The 17,590-nt window shown below is 68.4% G+C and carries 11 protein-coding genes; 8 read left to right on the forward strand and 3 right to left on the reverse strand.

Going from position 1 to position 17,590, the window contains the following annotated elements; all coding sequences use genetic code 11:
• Positions 1 to 11: 11 nt before the first annotated feature.
• Complete coding sequence (locus tag ACOGXD_RS04700; RefSeq protein ID WP_419916754.1) at positions 12 to 677, forward strand: TetR/AcrR family transcriptional regulator; 666 nt, start codon at positions 12 to 14, stop codon at positions 675 to 677.
• A 131-nt stretch (positions 678 to 808) separates the two neighbouring features.
• Entirely contained in the window at positions 809 to 2,620 is a 1,812-nt protein-coding gene (locus tag ACOGXD_RS04705) for a cell wall-binding repeat-containing protein (RefSeq protein WP_419916755.1), read from the forward strand.
• Positions 2,621 to 2,660: 40 nt separating this feature from the next.
• On the opposite strand, the gene ACOGXD_RS04710 is transcribed toward ACOGXD_RS04705, so the two are convergent.
• Together ACOGXD_RS04710 and ACOGXD_RS04715 are read right to left on the reverse strand one after the other, a co-directional pair.
• On the reverse strand, positions 2,661 to 4,694 hold the full coding sequence (locus tag ACOGXD_RS04710; RefSeq protein WP_419916756.1) for a hypothetical protein: 2,034 nt from the start codon (positions 4,692 to 4,694) through the stop codon (positions 2,661 to 2,663).
• 98 nt (positions 4,695 to 4,792) lie between these two features.
• On the reverse strand, positions 4,793 to 6,232 hold the full coding sequence (locus tag ACOGXD_RS04715) for a sigma 54-interacting transcriptional regulator (RefSeq protein WP_419916757.1): 1,440 nt from the start codon (positions 6,230 to 6,232) through the stop codon (positions 4,793 to 4,795).
• Between the two features lie 54 nt (positions 6,233 to 6,286).
• On the opposite strand from ACOGXD_RS04715, the gene ACOGXD_RS04720 reads away from it, so the two are divergent.
• The 6 genes from ACOGXD_RS04720 to ACOGXD_RS04745 all read left to right on the forward strand — a co-directional run bounded on the left by ACOGXD_RS04720 (position 6,287) and on the right by ACOGXD_RS04745 (position 16,043).
• Entirely contained in the window at positions 6,287 to 7,579 is a 1,293-nt protein-coding gene (locus tag ACOGXD_RS04720; protein ID WP_419916758.1) for a hypothetical protein, read from the forward strand.
• Between the two features lie 109 nt (positions 7,580 to 7,688).
• Entirely contained in the window at positions 7,689 to 8,528 is an 840-nt protein-coding gene (locus tag ACOGXD_RS04725; RefSeq protein WP_419916759.1) for a succinate dehydrogenase cytochrome b subunit, read from the forward strand.
• A gap of 7 nt (positions 8,529 to 8,535) precedes the next feature.
• Positions 8,536 to 10,458 (forward strand): fumarate reductase/succinate dehydrogenase flavoprotein subunit, encoded by a 1,923-nt coding sequence (locus ACOGXD_RS04730; protein ID WP_419917352.1) that lies wholly within the window; start codon positions 8,536 to 8,538, stop codon positions 10,456 to 10,458.
• A gap of 44 nt (positions 10,459 to 10,502) precedes the next feature.
• Entirely contained in the window at positions 10,503 to 11,261 is a 759-nt protein-coding gene (locus ACOGXD_RS04735) for a succinate dehydrogenase/fumarate reductase iron-sulfur subunit (protein ID WP_419917353.1), read from the forward strand.
• A complete protein-coding gene (locus tag ACOGXD_RS04740; protein WP_419916760.1) occupies positions 11,258 to 13,567 on the forward strand; it encodes a hypothetical protein in 2,310 nt (769 codons plus the stop codon). The genes ACOGXD_RS04735 and ACOGXD_RS04740 overlap by 4 nt, the downstream gene beginning before the upstream one ends.
• Positions 13,568 to 13,619: 52 nt before the next feature.
• Positions 13,620 to 16,043 carry a hypothetical protein gene (locus ACOGXD_RS04745; protein ID WP_419916761.1) on the forward strand — a complete coding sequence of 808 codons (2,424 nt, stop codon included), beginning with the start codon at positions 13,620 to 13,622 and terminating at the stop codon, positions 16,041 to 16,043.
• An 88-nt stretch (positions 16,044 to 16,131) separates the two neighbouring features.
• Here the strand turns inward: ACOGXD_RS04745 and ACOGXD_RS04750 are convergent, their stop codons facing one another.
• Positions 16,132 to 17,532: a PQQ-dependent sugar dehydrogenase gene (locus ACOGXD_RS04750; protein WP_419916762.1), complete on the reverse strand. Its 1,401-nt coding sequence runs from the start codon at positions 17,530 to 17,532 to the stop codon at positions 16,132 to 16,134.
• Between the last annotated feature and the right edge of the window lie 58 nt (positions 17,533 to 17,590).

A 17,590-nucleotide genomic window follows, 5' to 3' on the forward strand; every position in this document is an offset into this window, starting at 1 on the left:
TCTGCGACGCGATGAACGTCACCGACGACAGCACAAACCTAGACACCGGCAACGGCGATGGCGATGGCAACGGCCGCAGGATCCGCAAGGGCGAGCGCAGCCGGATGCGCATCTTGGACGCCGCCGCGCGCCTGCTCTCGTGCCGCGGCTACGCCGCCACCACGCTGACCGACATCGCCGGTGCTGCCGAGATGCAGGCCGGAAGCCTCTACTACCACTTCGACTCCAAGGACGCGATCGTCGAAGAAGTACTGAGCGTGGGCATCGACCACGCACGCTCTGCGATCGACGCAGCGCTGGAAGCGCTGGGTCCTGAGGCACGAGGTTCCGACCGCCTGGCCGAGGCCATCGTGGCCTACGTCAACTGCATCGTTGCCGAGAGCAACTTCACGGTGGCCAACATCCGCTGCTTCAACGAGTCGCCCCCGCAGACCCGCGAGAGCCTGGCGGTGCCCCTGCGCGAGTTCACCAACCTTTGGGTCGGCCTGCTTGCCGAGGGTCAGGCCGACGGTTCGCTGCGAGCCGACACCAACGCCAAGGTGCTCGCCCGGATCATGATCTCAGGCCTGAATTCGCTTGCCAGCTGGTATCGCCCCGGCGGCGAGCTGCGCCTCGAAGACCTCGCCCGCCAGTTCGCCGACATGGTCCTCGACGGCCTCCATCCCGCCGGGAGCTGACCGGTCGATCCCGACAGGCACCCATGCGTCCGGGGACCGTCGTGAATCGTCGAGCTGTTCCCGGTGCGGTCCGCCGCCGCTGTCGTGCAGGCATCATCTCGCTCGTTGTCTGGGCCGCCGTCTTGGGCCCGATGCTGACGGCAGGACCCGCGTCAGCCCAGTCGTCGTCGCCAGCGACCAATGACGTCACGCTCGTGATGGTTCGTGCGGACTCGCTGTCCGACGTGGGAGTTGCCGTCTCCCTCGTCGCGGCCGGCCATGGTGACGCCGTCCTCTTCGTAGAGGAATGGGACAAGCTCGGCTACGACGAGTTCAGTGTCCTCGTCACCCAGTTGCCGGCCTCGCTGCTGATCGTCGGAGGGTACGACGCACTGATCTCCACTCTCGAAGACGACATCCGCCAATGGCTCAGCGCCACCGAGATCGAACGGATTGCAGGCCGCGACCGAATCGAGACCGCAGCGCTGGCTGCCGAGCGCATCATCGGAGACCTCGACGATCCCACCGTGATGCTGGCCAACGGCTGGTCACTGCCCGATGTCGGCACTGCGGCCTCAGCGGTCGCTACAGGTAGAGCAGATGCTGTGCTGTACAGCTCGGTATCAGGTCTGGGAGCACCGACCCGGCGGTTCATCGAGAACAGCCACATCGATTCGATCGTGATGGTCGGCGGTCCCGAGGCGCTCCGCCCTGAAGTCGCGCAGGAGGCGCGCCGTCATGGACATCCTGCACGTGTGCGGCGCGTCGGCGGCGCCACGCGAGTCCACACGGCTGCCCTGTCAGCCGCTGCGGCACTCGAAGCCGGTGCGCGTACCGCGGTCATCGCCGACGGCTGGTCGCTGCCCGATGTCGGCCTCGCTGCGTCCTTGGCCGCCAGCCTCGGCGATGCGGTGGTGCTGTACACCACCACAGACGATCTCGCTGACGCCGCGGAGGAGCTCGTCGCTGCGCAACGGCCGGAGCTCGTGTTCGTGGTCGACACCGTCTCGGGTACCCAGCACAGCCTCTTGGCACAGCTGGGCACGAGTGTCCCCCAGGCGCATGTCATTCGCATCAACGATGCTCGGCAGGCTGCCCGATATGCCCTGCGCGCCGTGCCCGCTACTGCGGTCTCACAGCCCCCGTTGGCCGCTCATCAGGGCGCGACCACCCTCGCGGTGGGCTGGAGTCACGCGTGCGGGCTGCGCACCGATCACACAATCACGTGCTGGGGCGCGGGGAATTATGGGGAGTTGTTCTCGCCTGACGACACATATGCGGCTATCGATGCGGGGCCGGGCGTCAACTGCGCGCTGCGGCCCGACAGCACGGTCTCGTGCTGGGGACGCGCTGACTGGGAGCTGCCGGAGGTTCCTGCGGGGTCATTCGTCGCGGTCAGCACCGGAGGGCCGTTCGCGTGCGGCATTCGCATCGACGACAGCATCACCTGCTGGGGACGCAGCATCTACGGTCGCTTGAAGGCGCCAGAGGGCACCTTCACTGCGGTGAGCAACGGCAACCTCACCGCATGCGCGATACGAATCGACCGAACGGTCACCTGCTGGGCCTCGAGTCGTCGGTTCGAGATTGTGCCGCCCGAGGGAAGCTTCATCTCTCTATCTGCGGGCGGCGGCTACGCATGCGGCATCCGCCCCAACCAGCGCCTCGAATGCTGGGGCAGCAACTACGACGGTCGGCCTGAAGTGATCGACGGCACGTTCTCGGCCGTCTCTGCCGGCCGTGCCTCCACATGCGCTCTGCGCACCGACGGCACGATCGTGTGCTGGAGCAATGACGAGCTCGCAGAGGCGGAAACACCCGAAGGCACGTTCACCGAGATCGGCATCGGCTTGGGGTTCGCGTGCGCCCTCAGGACCGACGCCACCGTGCATTGCTGGGGCAAGAACACCCACGGTCAGGCTGAAGCGCCCATCGGCACCTTTGCTGTCAGATCCAGGGAGTGAGGATCGTCCCCACCGGCTGCCGGCCGGTGACCGGCTCGGCTTACTGGCGGCCGCTCGTGATGAGCTTGCGGCGGTGCTCGAGGAAGTCGACCAGCACGTAGTCGCCCAGGTTGTGGGGGCTGGTGAAGAAAGCCCGCCCGCCGTTCATCTCGGTCATCTTCTCCACAAACGCCCGCAGGTAGCTGTTCGGATCGAGCATGAACACGTTGATGCGGATGTCCTCGCGGGTGGCCCGGGCCACCTCGAGCAGCGTGGCCTCGATGGTCTCGCGCACCGGCGGGTAAGCGAAGTACGGCCGCCCGTCACGAGCCAGGTGAGCGGTGGGCTCGCCGTCGGTGATCATGATGATCTGCTTCGAGCCGGTCTGGCGGGCCAGCAGGCGCCTGGCGATCATGAAGCCGTGCTGCATGTTGGTGCCGTAGGCGAAGTCCCACGACACCTCCGGCAGTTGCGCGGCGGTCAGCTCCGAGGCTGACTCGGCGAAGCCCACGATGCCCAGGTAGTCGCGCGGGAACTGCGTGGAGATCAGCGAGTGCAGCGCCATCGTGACCTTCTTGGCGGGCAGGAAGTTGTCGCGCATCGGCATCGACAGCGACAGGTCCAGCATCAGCACCGTCGACGCCCGCGACAGCAGCTCGGAGCGCTCGATCTCGAAGTCGTCCGGCGTCAGGCTCACCGGCGTGCCGGTTCCCTGGCGGGCCACCGCGTTGCGCACGGTGCGCTCGATGTTCAGGTTGAACGTGTCGCCGAACTCGTACGGCTTGGTCTCGTACGCGAACTCGTTGCCGACACCCGACTTGCGCACCTGGTGGCTGCCGACCTTGTCGTCCATCAGGCGGTTGAACAGGTCGCCGAGCGCGTTCTGCCCGATGCGCCGCAACGCCCGCGGCGTCAGCTCCAAGCGTCCTTCGGTGTGCTGCGCGAGGCCTGATTCCTCGAGCATGCGCGCCATCTCGCTGAGCCGTTCAAGCGCCTCGGCCGACTGGTCGCCCAGCAGCTCGCGCACCCGCTCGGGATCCACCTCTGCCAGCGCCGAGGGGCTGACGGCGCCCTGCAGCATCTCGGCCAGCGCGTCGAGGTCGCCGAGCTGGGCGAGCACATCGGCCGCCTGGGACATCGACAGCGGATCGTCGCCTCCGAATTGATAGTTGCGGTCCCAGCCCATGTCGGGGAACGCCTGCTGGAGATTCTGGGCGAGCTGCTGGGCCTGCCACTGCAGGTCCATGTCGTCCATGAGCTGCGATGCCAGGTCGGCGAGCTGCTGACGCTGGGCCGGTGTCATCGAGTTCAGCATCGATGCCATGGCCGCCATGCGCTTGGCCATGATCTCGAGCAGCTCGTCGAGCGTCTGCGGGTTCTCGGGGAAGAAATCGCCGTAACGATCCATGAAGCCCTCGAAATCGGGCTCCTCGCCGCGGGCACGCTGTTCGAGCATCTGGTTGAGCTCGGCCATCATGTCCTTGGTGCGGGCCAGGTCTTCGGGGCTCATGTTGCCCATGGCGCCGGTCATCTGGTCGAAGTAGCTCTGGGCGACTTCCTGGCGCAGCCGCTCGACGAGCTCGTTGAACTGCTCGCGGGCCTCGGGCGACTCGAAGTCGTAGCTCTGCAGGCCGCGCATCTTCCCGGCCAGATCGGGGGGCAGCATGTCGAGCTGCAGGTTGCGCTCCGCCGCGCTGGACTGGGCGATCTCTTCGCGACGCTCGTCGCCGCTGTCGGCTGCGTCCTGCGCAAACTCCTCCAGCGCCTCGCGCTCGGTGTCGGTGATCTCGTCGAGCTCGCGGGCGATGTCGTCGTACACGCCGCCGAGGTCGAACTGCTCGAGCATGTCCTTGCGCCGGTCGCGCAGCCGCTCGATCATCTCGCGCAGGCCTTCGAGCCGGTTGCCCTCTGAGTCGGTGAAGCCCTGCTGCATGAGCCGGCGCAGGGCGGCATTGAGGTCGCCGTGGTACAGCAGGTCGTCGGTCATCTCGGCGAAGAGGCTCTCCGCGTCGAAGTCGAAGCCGGTCTGGGTGCCGTCCCACGCCGAGTAGCGGAACCGGGCGCCCTCGCGGCGGGCCCGACGCCAGCGGATCACTGTGCCAGCCCCGTCGGACGTTTCTGCTGCAAGCGCCTCGGGAATCGAACGCAGGCCCGCATGAACTTCACTCTGTCACGCGGTGTGAGCGGCCGCGTCTAACCACGCGAGCGGTAGGTAGCTCGCGCACCCACGTGCTCCTTGTTGAGCCGCTTCGACAGGTGCAGGCCTTCGAGCACCAGCTCCACGGCCGAAGCCAGCACTGCGGGCGCTGCGCCTTCGTCCGACGGCGCATCGGCTGCGGCGGCGACCAGCGACTCAGCGGCAACCGCCAGAGCCTGGTTGCCGGCGAGCAGCTCCATGTAGGCCTCAGAGCCGAGGTCGTCGCCGGTGTGCACCACCTTGCCCTCGCCGAAGCTGGCAACCACGTCGCTCAGCTCGTCGGGCGAGAAGCGGTTCTTGAACACTTCGAGCACGGCCGCCTTGAGCATGGTCTCCACGATCTTGCCGTCGCGCCCCTCCTCCATCGACTCGATCTCGATCTTGCCGGCGGTGGAGCTCATGAGCGATTCCAGGTCGCTGACACGGGGCACCACGTGCCGCTCGCCGCGTTGCAGCGCCCGGCGGGTGGCGTTGGCAGCGAGCGTCTCGGTGTTGGTGACGGTCATGCGCACCGACACGCCCGAGCGCTGGTTGACCTGGCTGCTGGCACGGGCCACATGGCTGAAGGTCGCCACGATCTCGGCCATGAACTCGGGCAGCGTCACCACCACGCCCTCGCCCATCTCGGTCAGGTCGAGCGGGCGGGCCTCCGCCGACGCGATGTCCATCTCGGTGTCGACATCGAGCGGGTAGTGGGTGCGGATCTGCGCGCCGAAGCGGTCTTTCAGCGGCGTGATGATGCGGCCCCGGTTGGTGTAGTCCTCGGGGTTGGCCGTGGCCACCAGCAGCACGTCGAGCGGCAGGCGGATCTTGTAGCCGCGGATCTGAACGTCACGTTCCTCGAGCACGTTCAGCAGGCCCACCTGGATCCGCTCGGCCAGGTCGGGCAGCTCGTTGATGGCGAAGATGCCCCGGTTGGTGCGCGGCACCAAGCCGTAGTGCAGCGTCAGCTCGTCGGACAGGTACCGGCCCTCGGCCACCTTGATCGGGTCGACCTCGCCGATGAGGTCGGCGATCGACGTGTCGGGCGTGGCCAGCTTCTCGCCGTAGCGAATGCTGCGATGGGCCCAAGCGATGGGGGTGTCATCGCCGTGCTCGGCAACCAGATCAAGGGCGTGGCGGGACACCGGGTTGTAGGGGTCGTCGAAGATCTCTGAGCCCTCGATGTAGGGCATCCACTCGTCGAGCAGGTTCACCAGCGAGCGGATCATGCGGGTCTTGGCCTGGCCCCGCTCTCCCAGGAACACCACGTCGTGGCCGGCCAGCATGGCGTTCTCGAGCTGGGGCAAAACCGTGTTCTCGTAACCCAGCACTCCTTCGAACAGCGGCTCGGACGCGGCGATGGCCTTGGCGGCATTCGCGCGCATCTCCTCTTTGACCGGCCGGGAGACCCAGCCGATCTTGCGCAGTTCGCCGAGCGTGGTGGGTTGGGTCATGGCGGGCAACCTACCCGCCCGCTTCGAGGCCGCGCAGGTCGGTACGGTCGCGATGTGGGCCCGGTCGATCCATACGTCTGGTCGTTGGCCTCTGCTGCCGGCGGAGACGCCCAGGCGCCGGCGGGCGATTGGCTGGTTCGGGCGGCAGAACACGGCGAATGGCGCACGGTTGCCGATCGGGCACTTGACGAGCGGGGCTGGGAGACCACGGCAAATCCGGGACGCTGGTGGCTTGATCCGGGCTTCGGCGACGAACCCGGCGTGCTCTATCGACGTCACTTCGATCTGCCAGCCGATCTCACGTTGCAGCTCGATGCTGATGCTCACCCAGAGGTGCGCTGGTGGCTCGTGGCGAGCGGCCTGTGCGAACTCGGCCACTTCTGGCTCGACGGCGCGTATCTCGGGGATCTGCGGGGACGCCACATCGAGCACGCGTTCGAGGTAGGCCATCTGCTGCGCGGCGGCAGCGAGCACCTGATTGCCGTCGAGGGCTCTCACGGCGCCGTTCGAGTGCCTCAGAGCGAGAACGCCCAGGTTTGGATCAGCCGGACCGGGCCGGCGCGCATCGAGCGGGTGCGTGCGCTGGTGATCGAGGCCAGCCCTGACCGGGCAGTGCTGCGCATTGCTGCCACCGTCGACAGTGCCGGCACGCATCGATGCGAGGTCACCACCACGGTGCTGCCCGCCGATGACCCAGATGCCGGCTGGTCGCAGGACGCCACCCGCCAGGTCGCGTCGCTGGGCGATGGCTTGGCCCTGTCAGAACCTGTGCTGGCACGCGGGCGCAACGAGCTGGAATGGCTGGTTGCACTGGAGCGGCCGTCGCTGTGGTGGCCCGCCGGGCTGGGAGACCAGGCGCTCTACTGCATCGACATCGACGTCGCCATCGACGGACGCTCCAGCCACGCAGTCAGGCTCCCGACGGGCATCCGGACCGTGTCGATCCGCCGCGGCAGGCTGGCCGTGAACGGCGAGCCGCGCCGTGACGGGTTCGATGCCCTGCGCGTCATCGAGCACGAGCTGAGCCATCCCAGCTTCTACGAATCGGCGAACACCGACGGCCGGCTGCTGTGCCAGCAGGTCACGCTCGATCCCAGCGTGTTCACCGGCGCCGAACGCGGCCTGCGCGCGCTCGCTGCCCAAGCCGCCGCAGCAGCAGCCGATCACGCCGGCCACCACCCCAGCATCGCTGCGTGGCAGCTGGTGCATCCACCCGGCAGCCGGCGACGCGCGCCACGGCGCGGCTCATGGACCGATCGCACCGTGCGCCAAGCCATGCAGGCAGCCGACCCCACCCGCCCCCAAACCCAGATCCGCCCAAAGGCGGGACTCGGGCAGCACCCGTGAGGCGAACGGACGCGTGAGCTGATCTGCAAGTACCGTACGGCCCTGGCGCGAACGGCCCCAGAGGCAGACCGCGCCGATCGCCGCACCACGCCACGCACGGGAGGAACACATGGCGCCGACTGCCACGCAGGCCGCCGGGTCTGCACCGGTGTTCAAGACCAAGCGCCCGCTGCCGTTCCCGCTGAACATCTACCAGTCAGCGATCGGCCGCAAGTGGGTCATGGCGTGGACGGGCATCGGGCTGCTGGGCTTCGTGATCGTTCACATGATCGGCAACCTGCACCTCTACGAGGGCCCCTCGCGGATGTACGAGTACGCCGAGACGCTGCGCGACCTCGGCGGCGGGCTGCTGCCCCGCACGCTGCTGCTGTGGATCATGCGGGTCGGGCTGCTGGCCATGTTCGTGGTGCACCTGCACTCGGCGTACACGCTGAAAGAGCGCAGCCGGCTGGCCTCGGAGCGAGCGGGCTTCGTGGGCGGCGCCAAGAAGTACGCATCCAAGCGCGACTACATCGCCGCCAACTACGCCTCGCGCACCATGCGCTGGACGGGTCCCATCGTGGGCCTGTACGTACTGTTCCACCTGGCCGACCTGACGTGGGGCTGGTGGCTGGGCGACGCCTACGTGCGGGGCGATCCGTACCACAACGTGGTGGAGTCGCTGTCGTCGATCCCGGTGGCGATCATCTATGTGGTGGCCAACGTGGCGCTGGCCGTCCACATCTTTCACGGCACCTGGAGCATGTTCCAGAGCCTCGGCGTGAACAACCCGCGCTACAACGGGCTGCGCCGCAACCTGGCCACGGCGCTGGCCGGCGTGGTGCTGGTGGGCAACCTGTCATTCCCGGTGCTGGTGCAAGCCGGCCTGGTCGACGAGGACAACCGGGACTGCCCGGTCAACGACACCACCGGCCTGGAGTGTCTCGAGGCAGAGGCGGAGGCGCACTGAGATGGTTATGAACGGCGTGCTCGACGCCCGCGTGCCCGACGGGCCGATGGCCGGCAAGTGGACCGACCACAAGTTCTCGATGAAACTGGTCAACCCGAACAACAAGCGCCGCTTCGAGATCATCGTGGTGGGCACCGGCCTGGCGGGCGCCTCCGCAGCGGCATCGCTGTCGGAGCTGGGCTACCGGGTGAAGGTGTTCACGTTCCACGATTCGCCCCGCCGGGCGCACTCGATCGCAGCCCAGGGCGGCATCAACGCGGCGAAGAACTACACCAACGACGGCGACTCGGTGCACCGGCTCTTCTATGACACGGTCAAGGGCGGCGACTACCGCAGCCGCGAGGCCAACGTGCACCGCCTGGCCGAGGTGTCGCTGAACATCATCGACCAGTGCGCCGCCCAGGGCGTGCCGTTCGCACGCGAGTACGGCGGCCTGCTCGACAACCGCTCCTTCGGCGGGGCGCAGGTCAGCCGCACGTTCTACGCCCGCGGCCAGACCGGCCAGCAGCTCCTGCTGGGCGCCTACCAGGCGCTCGCCAAGCAGGTGGCGGCCGGCGGCGTCGAGCTCTACACGCGCACCGAGATGCTCGACCTCGTCACCAAGGACGGGCGGGCCTGCGGCATCGTCACCCGCGACCTCATCTCGGGCGAGATCGCAGCGCACACCGGCCATGCGGTGGTGCTGGCCACCGGCGGGTACGGCAACGTCTACTACCTGTCCACCAACGCCATGGCGTGCAATGTCACCGCGGCGTGGCGGGCGCACCGGCGCGGCGCCTACTTCGCCAACGCCTGCTACACGCAGATCCATCCCACCTGCATCCCCGCCAGCGACGAGTTCCAGTCGAAGCTGACGCTGATGTCGGAGTCGCTGCGCAACGACGGCCGCATCTGGGTGCCCGAACAGCTCGACGACGCTCGCTCGCCGGACCTGATTCCGGAGTCGGAGCGCGACTACTACCTCGAGCGCAAATACCCGGCCTTCGGGAACCTGGTGCCGCGTGACGTGGCCAGCCGCAATGCCAAGACCGTGGTGGACCAGGGCAAGGGCGTGGGCCCGCTGCGCAACGGCGTGTACCTCGACTTCTCCGAGGTGATCGAGCGCGACGGCCACACCGCCGTGGCGGCGAAGTACGGGAACCTCTTCGACATGTACGAGCGCATCACGGGAGAGAATCCCTACGCAGTGCCGATGCGCATCTACCCGGCTATCCACTACACGATGGGCGGGCTGTGGGTCGACTACCACCTGATGACCACGGTGCCGGGCTGCTATTCCATCGGCGAGGCCAACTTCTCCGACCACGGGGCCAACCGGCTGGGCGCCTCGGCGCTCATGCAGGGCTTGGCCGACGGCTACTTCGTGCTGCCGTACACGATCGGCGACGACCTGGCGGCCCGCCTGGGCGAGCCGGTGGTGCCGCTCAGCGACCCGGTGTTCGCGCAGGCAGTGTCGGAGGTGAACGACGCCACGCAGCGGTTCCTGTCGATCGGCGGCACCCGCTCGGTGGACTGGTTCCACCGGGAGCTGGGCAAGATCGTGTGGGACTACATCGGCATGGAGCGCACCGCGGCGGGCCTCGAGAAGGCCCTCTCGGAGATCCCGGCACTGGAGGCCGAGTTCTGGGCCGATCTGCGCGTGCCGGGCTCGGGGGCCAACCTGAACTCGAGCCTGGAGAAGGCCGGCCGGGTGGCCGACTTCTTCGAGCTGGCCAAGCTGATGGCCCGCGATGCGCTCGTGCGCGAGGAGAGCTGCGGCGGGCACTTCCGGGCCGAGCACCAGACGCCCGAGGGCGAGGCGCAGCGCGACGACGAGAACTTCGCGCACGTGGCCGCCTGGGAATGGCACGACACCGGCACCGTGCAGACCCGTCACGTCGAGGAGCTGGAGTTCGAGGAAGTGGCACTGACACAGCGGAGCTACAAGTGAGCGGGACAAACGGCGTGAACGGCCAGGCCAGCCATGGCGGCACCTTGAGCCTCACGCTGCGCATCTGGCGCCAGGACGGACCCGACGCTCCGGGACGGTTCCACACCTTCGACGCCCCGAACATCAGCGAGGACATGTCGTTCCTGGAGCTGCTCGACATCATCAACGAGCGGCTCATCGAGGGCGGCGACGTCCCGATCGAGTTCGATCATGACTGCCGCGAGGGCATCTGCGGCATGTGCAGCCTCATGATCAACGGCCGGGCGCACGGCCACGAGCTGGCCACCACCACCTGCCAGCTGCACATGCGCAAGTTCACCGACGGCGACGTCATCACGGTGGAGCCGTTCCGGGCGAAGGCGTTCCCAGTGGTGCGCGACCTGGTGGTCGACCGCAGCTCGTTCGACCGCATCATCGAGGCCGGCGGCTACATCTCGGTCAATACCGGTGCGGTCGGCGACGCCAACCAGACGCCGGTGCCGAAGGAGGCTGCGGACACCTCGATGGACGCAGCAGCGTGCATCGGCTGCGGGGCGTGCGTGGCGGCCTGCCCCAACTCGGCGGCGCAGCTGTTCACCTCGGCGAAGCTGGCGCATCTCAACCTGATCCCCCAGGGCCAGCCCCAGCGCTGGGAGCGCACCGAGGCCATGGTGGAGACGATGGAGCAGTTCTTCGGCTCGTGCACCAATCACGGCGAGTGCACGGAGGCCTGCCCGAAGGAGATCAGCCTCGACTTCATCGCGTTCATGAACCGCGACTACGTCAAGGCCAAGATCAAGAACCGCAAGCTGACCGGCCAGTGAAAGCGGCGGTGGCGCTGGTCGCGGCGCTGGCGCTTGCTCTGCCTGCGATGCCGGCCGCTGCACAACAGCCGTCGAACTTCGTGCGCAGCGGGCCGAATCTGACGCTGGTGGTGGCGAGCTGCCCCGGCCCCGCCGACAACGCGGCCGCGGAAGCGCTGGCAGCCCACGCCCGCAACGCGGCAAAGGTGTGCGTCGATCCGAGCGGCCTGTCTCCGGACACCGCCGCGCTCATCGCCGACTTCGCACCCGACCGCGTGATCGTGGTGGGAGGCGAGGTTGTGGTGCCGCCTGCGGTGATGGCCGAGCTGACGGAAGCCGTGCGAGCGGCGTACCGCTGGGCAATCGTCGAACGCCTCGACGGCGCCACCCGGATCGACACCGCTGCATTGGCGGCGCGCGTGTCGCTGGAACACCCCGACGTGGCCGGCCCCGACGCGGTCACCCTCATCGTGGCCAACGGCTGGAACGGCAGCGAGGTCCGCACCGCGGCCGACGTTGCCGGGCAGATCGCCGACGCTGCCGTTGCCTACATCTCGCCGCGCACGATTGCGGACGGTCTGCCCGCCGCCACGGCTGCGCTGATCGCCGACTACCGGCCTGCCCGGGTCGTCGTGGTGGGTCTCCCGGACGAGGTGGGGTCGGTCACCGAAGCGGCAATCGAGGCAACGCTCGACGCACACGAGCTGACCGTGGATATCGAGCGAGTCGCCGAAGCCGGCGAACCTCGCTTCTTCACTCCCGAGGCCTCACCGTCGGTCGAGCGGGCACGCGAGATCTTCACGTCCATCGTCGAGGGCACCCACCAACCCGATGCAGCCGATGAGGCGTCGCCACCTCTCTTCGCAGCAAGCTCGGCACGGGGGCCATTGGGAAGTGGCAGGGGAGCGAGGCTCTGGTCGATTCGCGCCGACGGATCGGGGCGCGAGCTGCGCTCGGAGGAGCACCGGGGCTGGGCCTGGAATCCGGGCGACGGCCAACTGAGCTGGTCCAATCTCGATGGGCGGTTGAGGACCGCAGCACCCGACGGTTCCGACCGGGTGCTCGTCGAAGCCGGCGGCTACCCGGCGTGGTCGCCTGACGGCAGCCATGTCGTCACCTTCCGGTTCACCGAGCCCTCCCGGCAGGGCCCCCGCAACCGCATCGAGGCCCATGTGTGGAGTGCCGGCAGCGGCCAGACCCGCCGCTTGGGCGTGGTGGACTACCGCACGTTCTTGTACTCGGACCTGCCGCTCGCCAACTGGTCGCCCGACGGGAGGCGCTTCGCGTACGTCGAGTTGACCGACCACCCCGAGACGGGCGAGCAGACGTCGACCACGCGGATCGAAACGTTCGATGCGCGCGCGCCGACCGTCACCCTCGGTGAAGATGTCACGTTCTTGGGCTGGTCGCCCGACGGCAGCCATTTCGCCTACGGCACCCCGAGCGACTGCGACGGCAATGGGCGAAACGAGAGCCAGAACCTGTGGATCGCCCGCTCTGACGGCAGCGACGCCCGCGACCTGGGCTTCATCGATCGCATCCAGTGGCGCCTGCTGTACCTGTGGTCGCCTGATGGCGCCCACGTCGCCTACGAATCGCTCGACCCGGCCGACTGCTCGCAGCACGTGAAGGTGACCACGGCCGGCGGAGAAGCCACCGCGCTCGAGCCGATTGCCGAGGGTCGGCTGCTCGGCTGGTCGCCCAACGGCATGCACCTGGGCTATGGGATTACCGTCGGCACGCCGGGCAAGGGCATTCCATTGCGTGAGCATGCGTGGGTGGTGCGCCTCGACGCCAGCGACCGGCGCGAGCTCGGCGAGGCCAAGCCCACGGTGTTCGGGTCGTTGCTGTGGTCGGCCGACGGCGATCACTTGGCGTACACGGAGACGCTGCGTGACGCCGATGGCGACGTCATCGGTGGCCGACCAGTGGTGCAGCGGGCCGATGGCATCGGCGGGCCGACGGTCGTCGCCGAACGGGGGAACATCATTGCGTGGTCGCCGGTTGACGGGCGCGTTGCCTACGTCGCGCACTACGACGAAGACGGCAATGGCACCATCGATCGCCGCGCGCTGCGCGTGCACACCGCCGGTGCGCCCGATGCCGACGTGACGCTCGTGTACGAGCTGTCCGACATCACGCCGGGAGGGCAGTGGTCGCCCGACGGCGACTACATCGGGTATGGATCGGGTCCCGCCGAGCTCCTCTTGGACTGGTTCATCAGTCGCCGGCGCGGATCTGATGGGTGGGTCGTGGCCACGAGCGAACCGCGCTGGACGCATCGCGTCGTCACCGACATCACCTGGGGTGAATGGCAGCCCCGCTGAGCATCGGCCGCGGCCCGGTGGCTTGGCGGCCCAGCGATAGCATCCCGCCTCGATGAAGATGCCTCATACACATGCGAGTCCTCACGCACGGTCGGGTCGGCGGCGCGGGAGGCGGGCGCGAGCCGCCGCTGCAGCGGTGGCGCTCGCAGCCCTGCTGGGTTCCGTGCTGCTGGCAACGCCCGCAGCAGCGCAGGATCGGCCGACGAACTATGTGCGCAGCGGGCCCAATCTGACGCTGGTGCTGGCGAACTGTGAACGCTCCGCCGACACCGTGGCGGCGGTGGAACTGGCCCGGCATTCCCGCAACGCGGCCGCCGCCTGCCTGCGCGCCGATGGCGTGCCTGCGGAGCTCTCCGAGCTCATCGCTGCATTTGCGCCCGATCGTGTGATGGTCCTCGGCGGTCCCGACGCCGTGCCGCCAGCGGTGATGGACGAGCTGACCGCAGCAGTGCGTTCGGCCTACCGGTGGGGCGTGCTGCAGCAGCTCGACGGCGCCACCCGCGCCGAGACGGCCGCTGCGGCTGCCCGTATCGGGCTGGACACGCCCAACCGCGTGGGCCCCGACACCATGGTGCTGATCGTGGCCGACGGCTGGAACGACGCCGACGTCAACACTGCGAGGGAGTTCGCCGCAGGCTTCGAAGATGTCGCCGTCACCTACTTCTCGCCTGCCACGATCGCCGACGGCCTGTCCGAGGCCACCGTGTCGCTGATCACCGACTACCGGCCTGCGCGGATCGTCTTCGCCGGGCTCGCCGACGAAGCGGGCATGGCCGCGGAGGCAGCGGTCGAGGCACTGCTGGAGGCCATCGAGTCCGATGTCTCGGTAGAGCGGGTTGCGCTTGCAACCGACACGCCGTCCCCCGCCGTGGAGGTGGCAACGCTCACCAGCAACGCACGCACGACCTTCGCGGCCATCAGCAGGGGCGAACGGGTCCGACCGGCTGCCGACGACGACGGCGAACGGCCACCTTTCTTGGCGCTTACCGAGGCATCGGGCATCCGGGGCGTCGGCTCCACGCTGTTCACGGTTCGGGCGGACGGCAGTGATCGCAGGCTGCGCAGCGTCGACCACAACGGCTGGGAATGGCACCGCAGCGACGGGCGGCTGACGTGGGCCGACGACGAGGAGCAGGTGCTGGTCGCAGCCCCCGACGGCGAAGCCGAGCTGGTGGTCCCCGAGGGCACGTGGCCGTGGCCCTCGCCCGACGGCGAGCACCTCCTCCTCTGGAACAACGCTGACACGAACGACAACGACCTCCTCGATTCGTTCGAGGCGTTGCTGTTCAGCGCCGACGGCACCGCGCAGCGCAGCCTGGGCCAGATGGATGCACGCACCTGGTACTACGGCGACATCCGGGATGTGATCTGGTCGCGTGACAGCGCCTACATGGCCTACGTCACTGACCACACTGATCTTGAGACGGGCGAGGACGTCAACGAGGCGCGCATCGAGCCGACCGACGGCAGCGCCGCGCCGGTCACGCTGGCCGCCGACGCCATCATCCTGCGCTGGTCGCCGGACAGTAGGCACCTCCTCTATGCCACGCCGCAGGACTGTGGCGATGGCGAATCTGCGGATATCTGGGATTTGTGGATCGTGGATGCCGACGGCAGCGATGCGCGCCGCGTCGACACAATCGCGTTCCCCGCGTGGAGCGTGGTCATCGTCAACCCGTGGTCGCCCGACGGGCAGCACATTGCCTACGAAGCAGTCGATCCGGAGGATTGCTCGACCGAGCTGCGCATCAACTCAGTGGACGGCAATGGCGAGCCGGTGAGCATCGCGCCCGATGCGAGTTTCCTGGGGTGGTCGCCCGACAGCACGTATCTCGAGTATGGGGCCAGGACCGACCGTTCGGTGACCGGCTGGTTGCTACCCGAGCAATCGTGGGTCGCTCATCGCGATGGCAGTTCGAAGCGGTACATCGGCGAACTCAACCCGACCGCGGCCGGATGGGTTTTCTGGTCTCCCGACGGCACGTTCTTCTCCTACACCGAGATGGTGCGCGACGCCGACGGCGATGTGACGGGTTTGATCGCCCGCATGCAGCGAGCTGACGGTACGGGCGGCACAACCACGCTGGCAGAGTCCGGCAATTCGCTTCCGTGGTCCGACGACGGACGGGTTGCCTACGTGGCGCACCACGACGACGACGGCGACGGCGTCCCGGAGCGGGAAGCGCTTTATGTCCACTCCCCCGGCTCGCCGGACGACGACGTCAAGCTCGTGCATGCCCTGCCCGAGCCGACGCGCTTCGCGCTCTGGTCGCCCGATGACAGCCATCTGATCTATGCCTCGGGATCCATCGAATCGCTGATCGGCTGGTTCCGGGACCGGGCTCGCGGGGTGAACGGGTGGGGTATCGAAACCGGCCAGCCCCGATGGATGCATCGCCTGATCACCGACGTCACCTGGGGCGAGTGGCAGCCCGAGATCGAGCCGGAGACTGAGGCCGGGGCCGACGCCGAGTAAGCGGTTGAGCCCTGGGCCCGGGCGGCCCGCGAGGCCAATCGCATGAGAATGGGGAGCTGGAGCGGATAGCGCAGCGAAGCCGTGGCCGCTAGGGCTCTACAGCTGCTAGGCGGTACACCGTGCCGGCTGCGCTGAGCGCGTAGAGCTCGCCGCCAGCGTCCTCGCCGAACGACACGAGCGTGTTGCGCGGCACCGACACGCCCAGATCGATGCGCTCGGCTGCGCCATCGGGGCCGCGGACCAGGCCCCACAGATCGCCCGTGCAGTAGTCGCCGAACACGTAGGTGCCTTCCAGCGCCGCAATCGCGCTGCCCCGATAGACGTAGCCGCCGGTCACCGAGCAGCCGTCGTCGTGGGTGTAGGTGTAGACGGGGAACACGAGATCGGCGGGCGTCCCGCTGCCGCTGAAGCGCTCGTTGCCTTCGAACAGCGGCCAGCCCAGGTTGGCGCCCGGCAGCCAGCCCTCGGCAGCGGGCAGCACGTGGATCTCCTCGACCCGGTTCTGGCCGACATCGGCGATCCACAGGTCGCCGGTGCGCCGGTCGAACGAGAAGCGCCACGGGTTGCGGGCGCCGTACGCCCACACCTCCGGAGCTTCGCCGCTGGCGGCGAAGGGGTTGCCGGCGGGAATGCCGTAGCCCTGCCCCGAGGCAGGGTTGGGATCGATGCGAATCATCGTGGCCAGCAGGGTGGAGCGGTTTTGGCCTTGGCCGAAGACATCGTCCGCCCCGCCACCGTCGCCGAAGCCGATCCACAGGTTCCCGTCGGGCCCGAACGTCAGGTCGCCGCCGTTGTGGTTGCACGCCGGCTGATCGAGCGCCAGCAGCACCCGGCGCCGGTCGGTCTGGGGCGTCTCGCCGTCCATGGGCATCACGGCGATCCGGCTGTTGCGGGCCGTGTCGGTATAGCTGAGGTAGAGCTGCGATCCGTCGGGACTGAATGCGATGCCCAGCAACCCGTTCTCGCACCCTTGGCTGACCCTCGAACCGATGTCGGCCACGAGCTGCGGAGCGGCCCCGGCAGCAGCGCCATCGGCGAGGTCCAGCAGCCACACCTGCCCGGTCAGCGTCGCCACGTACCGCTGGCCGGTCCCGGGCCGAGCAGCAAGTGCGACCGGCGCGTCGATCTCAGCCACCGGCACCAACGCGAACCGAGTCTCGGCGAGCGACGGAGCTGCATCGCCAGCCGCTGGCGCGCTCGTCTGCGGCGCAGTTGTCGACTCAGGTCCCGTGCCTGCGCCGCTCGGATCGTCTGCGTTGCCGGCGCTGTCCGCCGATTTCGCCGTGTCCGGCGGTCCGCTCGTCGTACTGACGGCCGGAATGGTCCGTAGCGCTGGCGGCGCTGTCACCGCAGCCGCGGGAGCGTCGTCGGCAGCACCGTGCTGCCCACCGGCGGCCGGGCCGTCTTGACCGCCGGGGCCGACGCCGCACCCTCCGACCAGAAGCACTCCCGCTGCCATCAGTGCCGCCGATGCGTGTGCGAGCCTCACGGTGGCTGACCGTACCTACAGCGCTGGTGCAGAATCACGCAGGACGGACAGCGGAGGT

Origin of the sequence: Candidatus Poriferisodalis sp. (genome assembly GCF_965204125.1) — a bacterium.
Lineage (GTDB): Bacteria > Actinomycetota > Acidimicrobiia > Acidimicrobiales > Poriferisodalaceae > Poriferisodalis.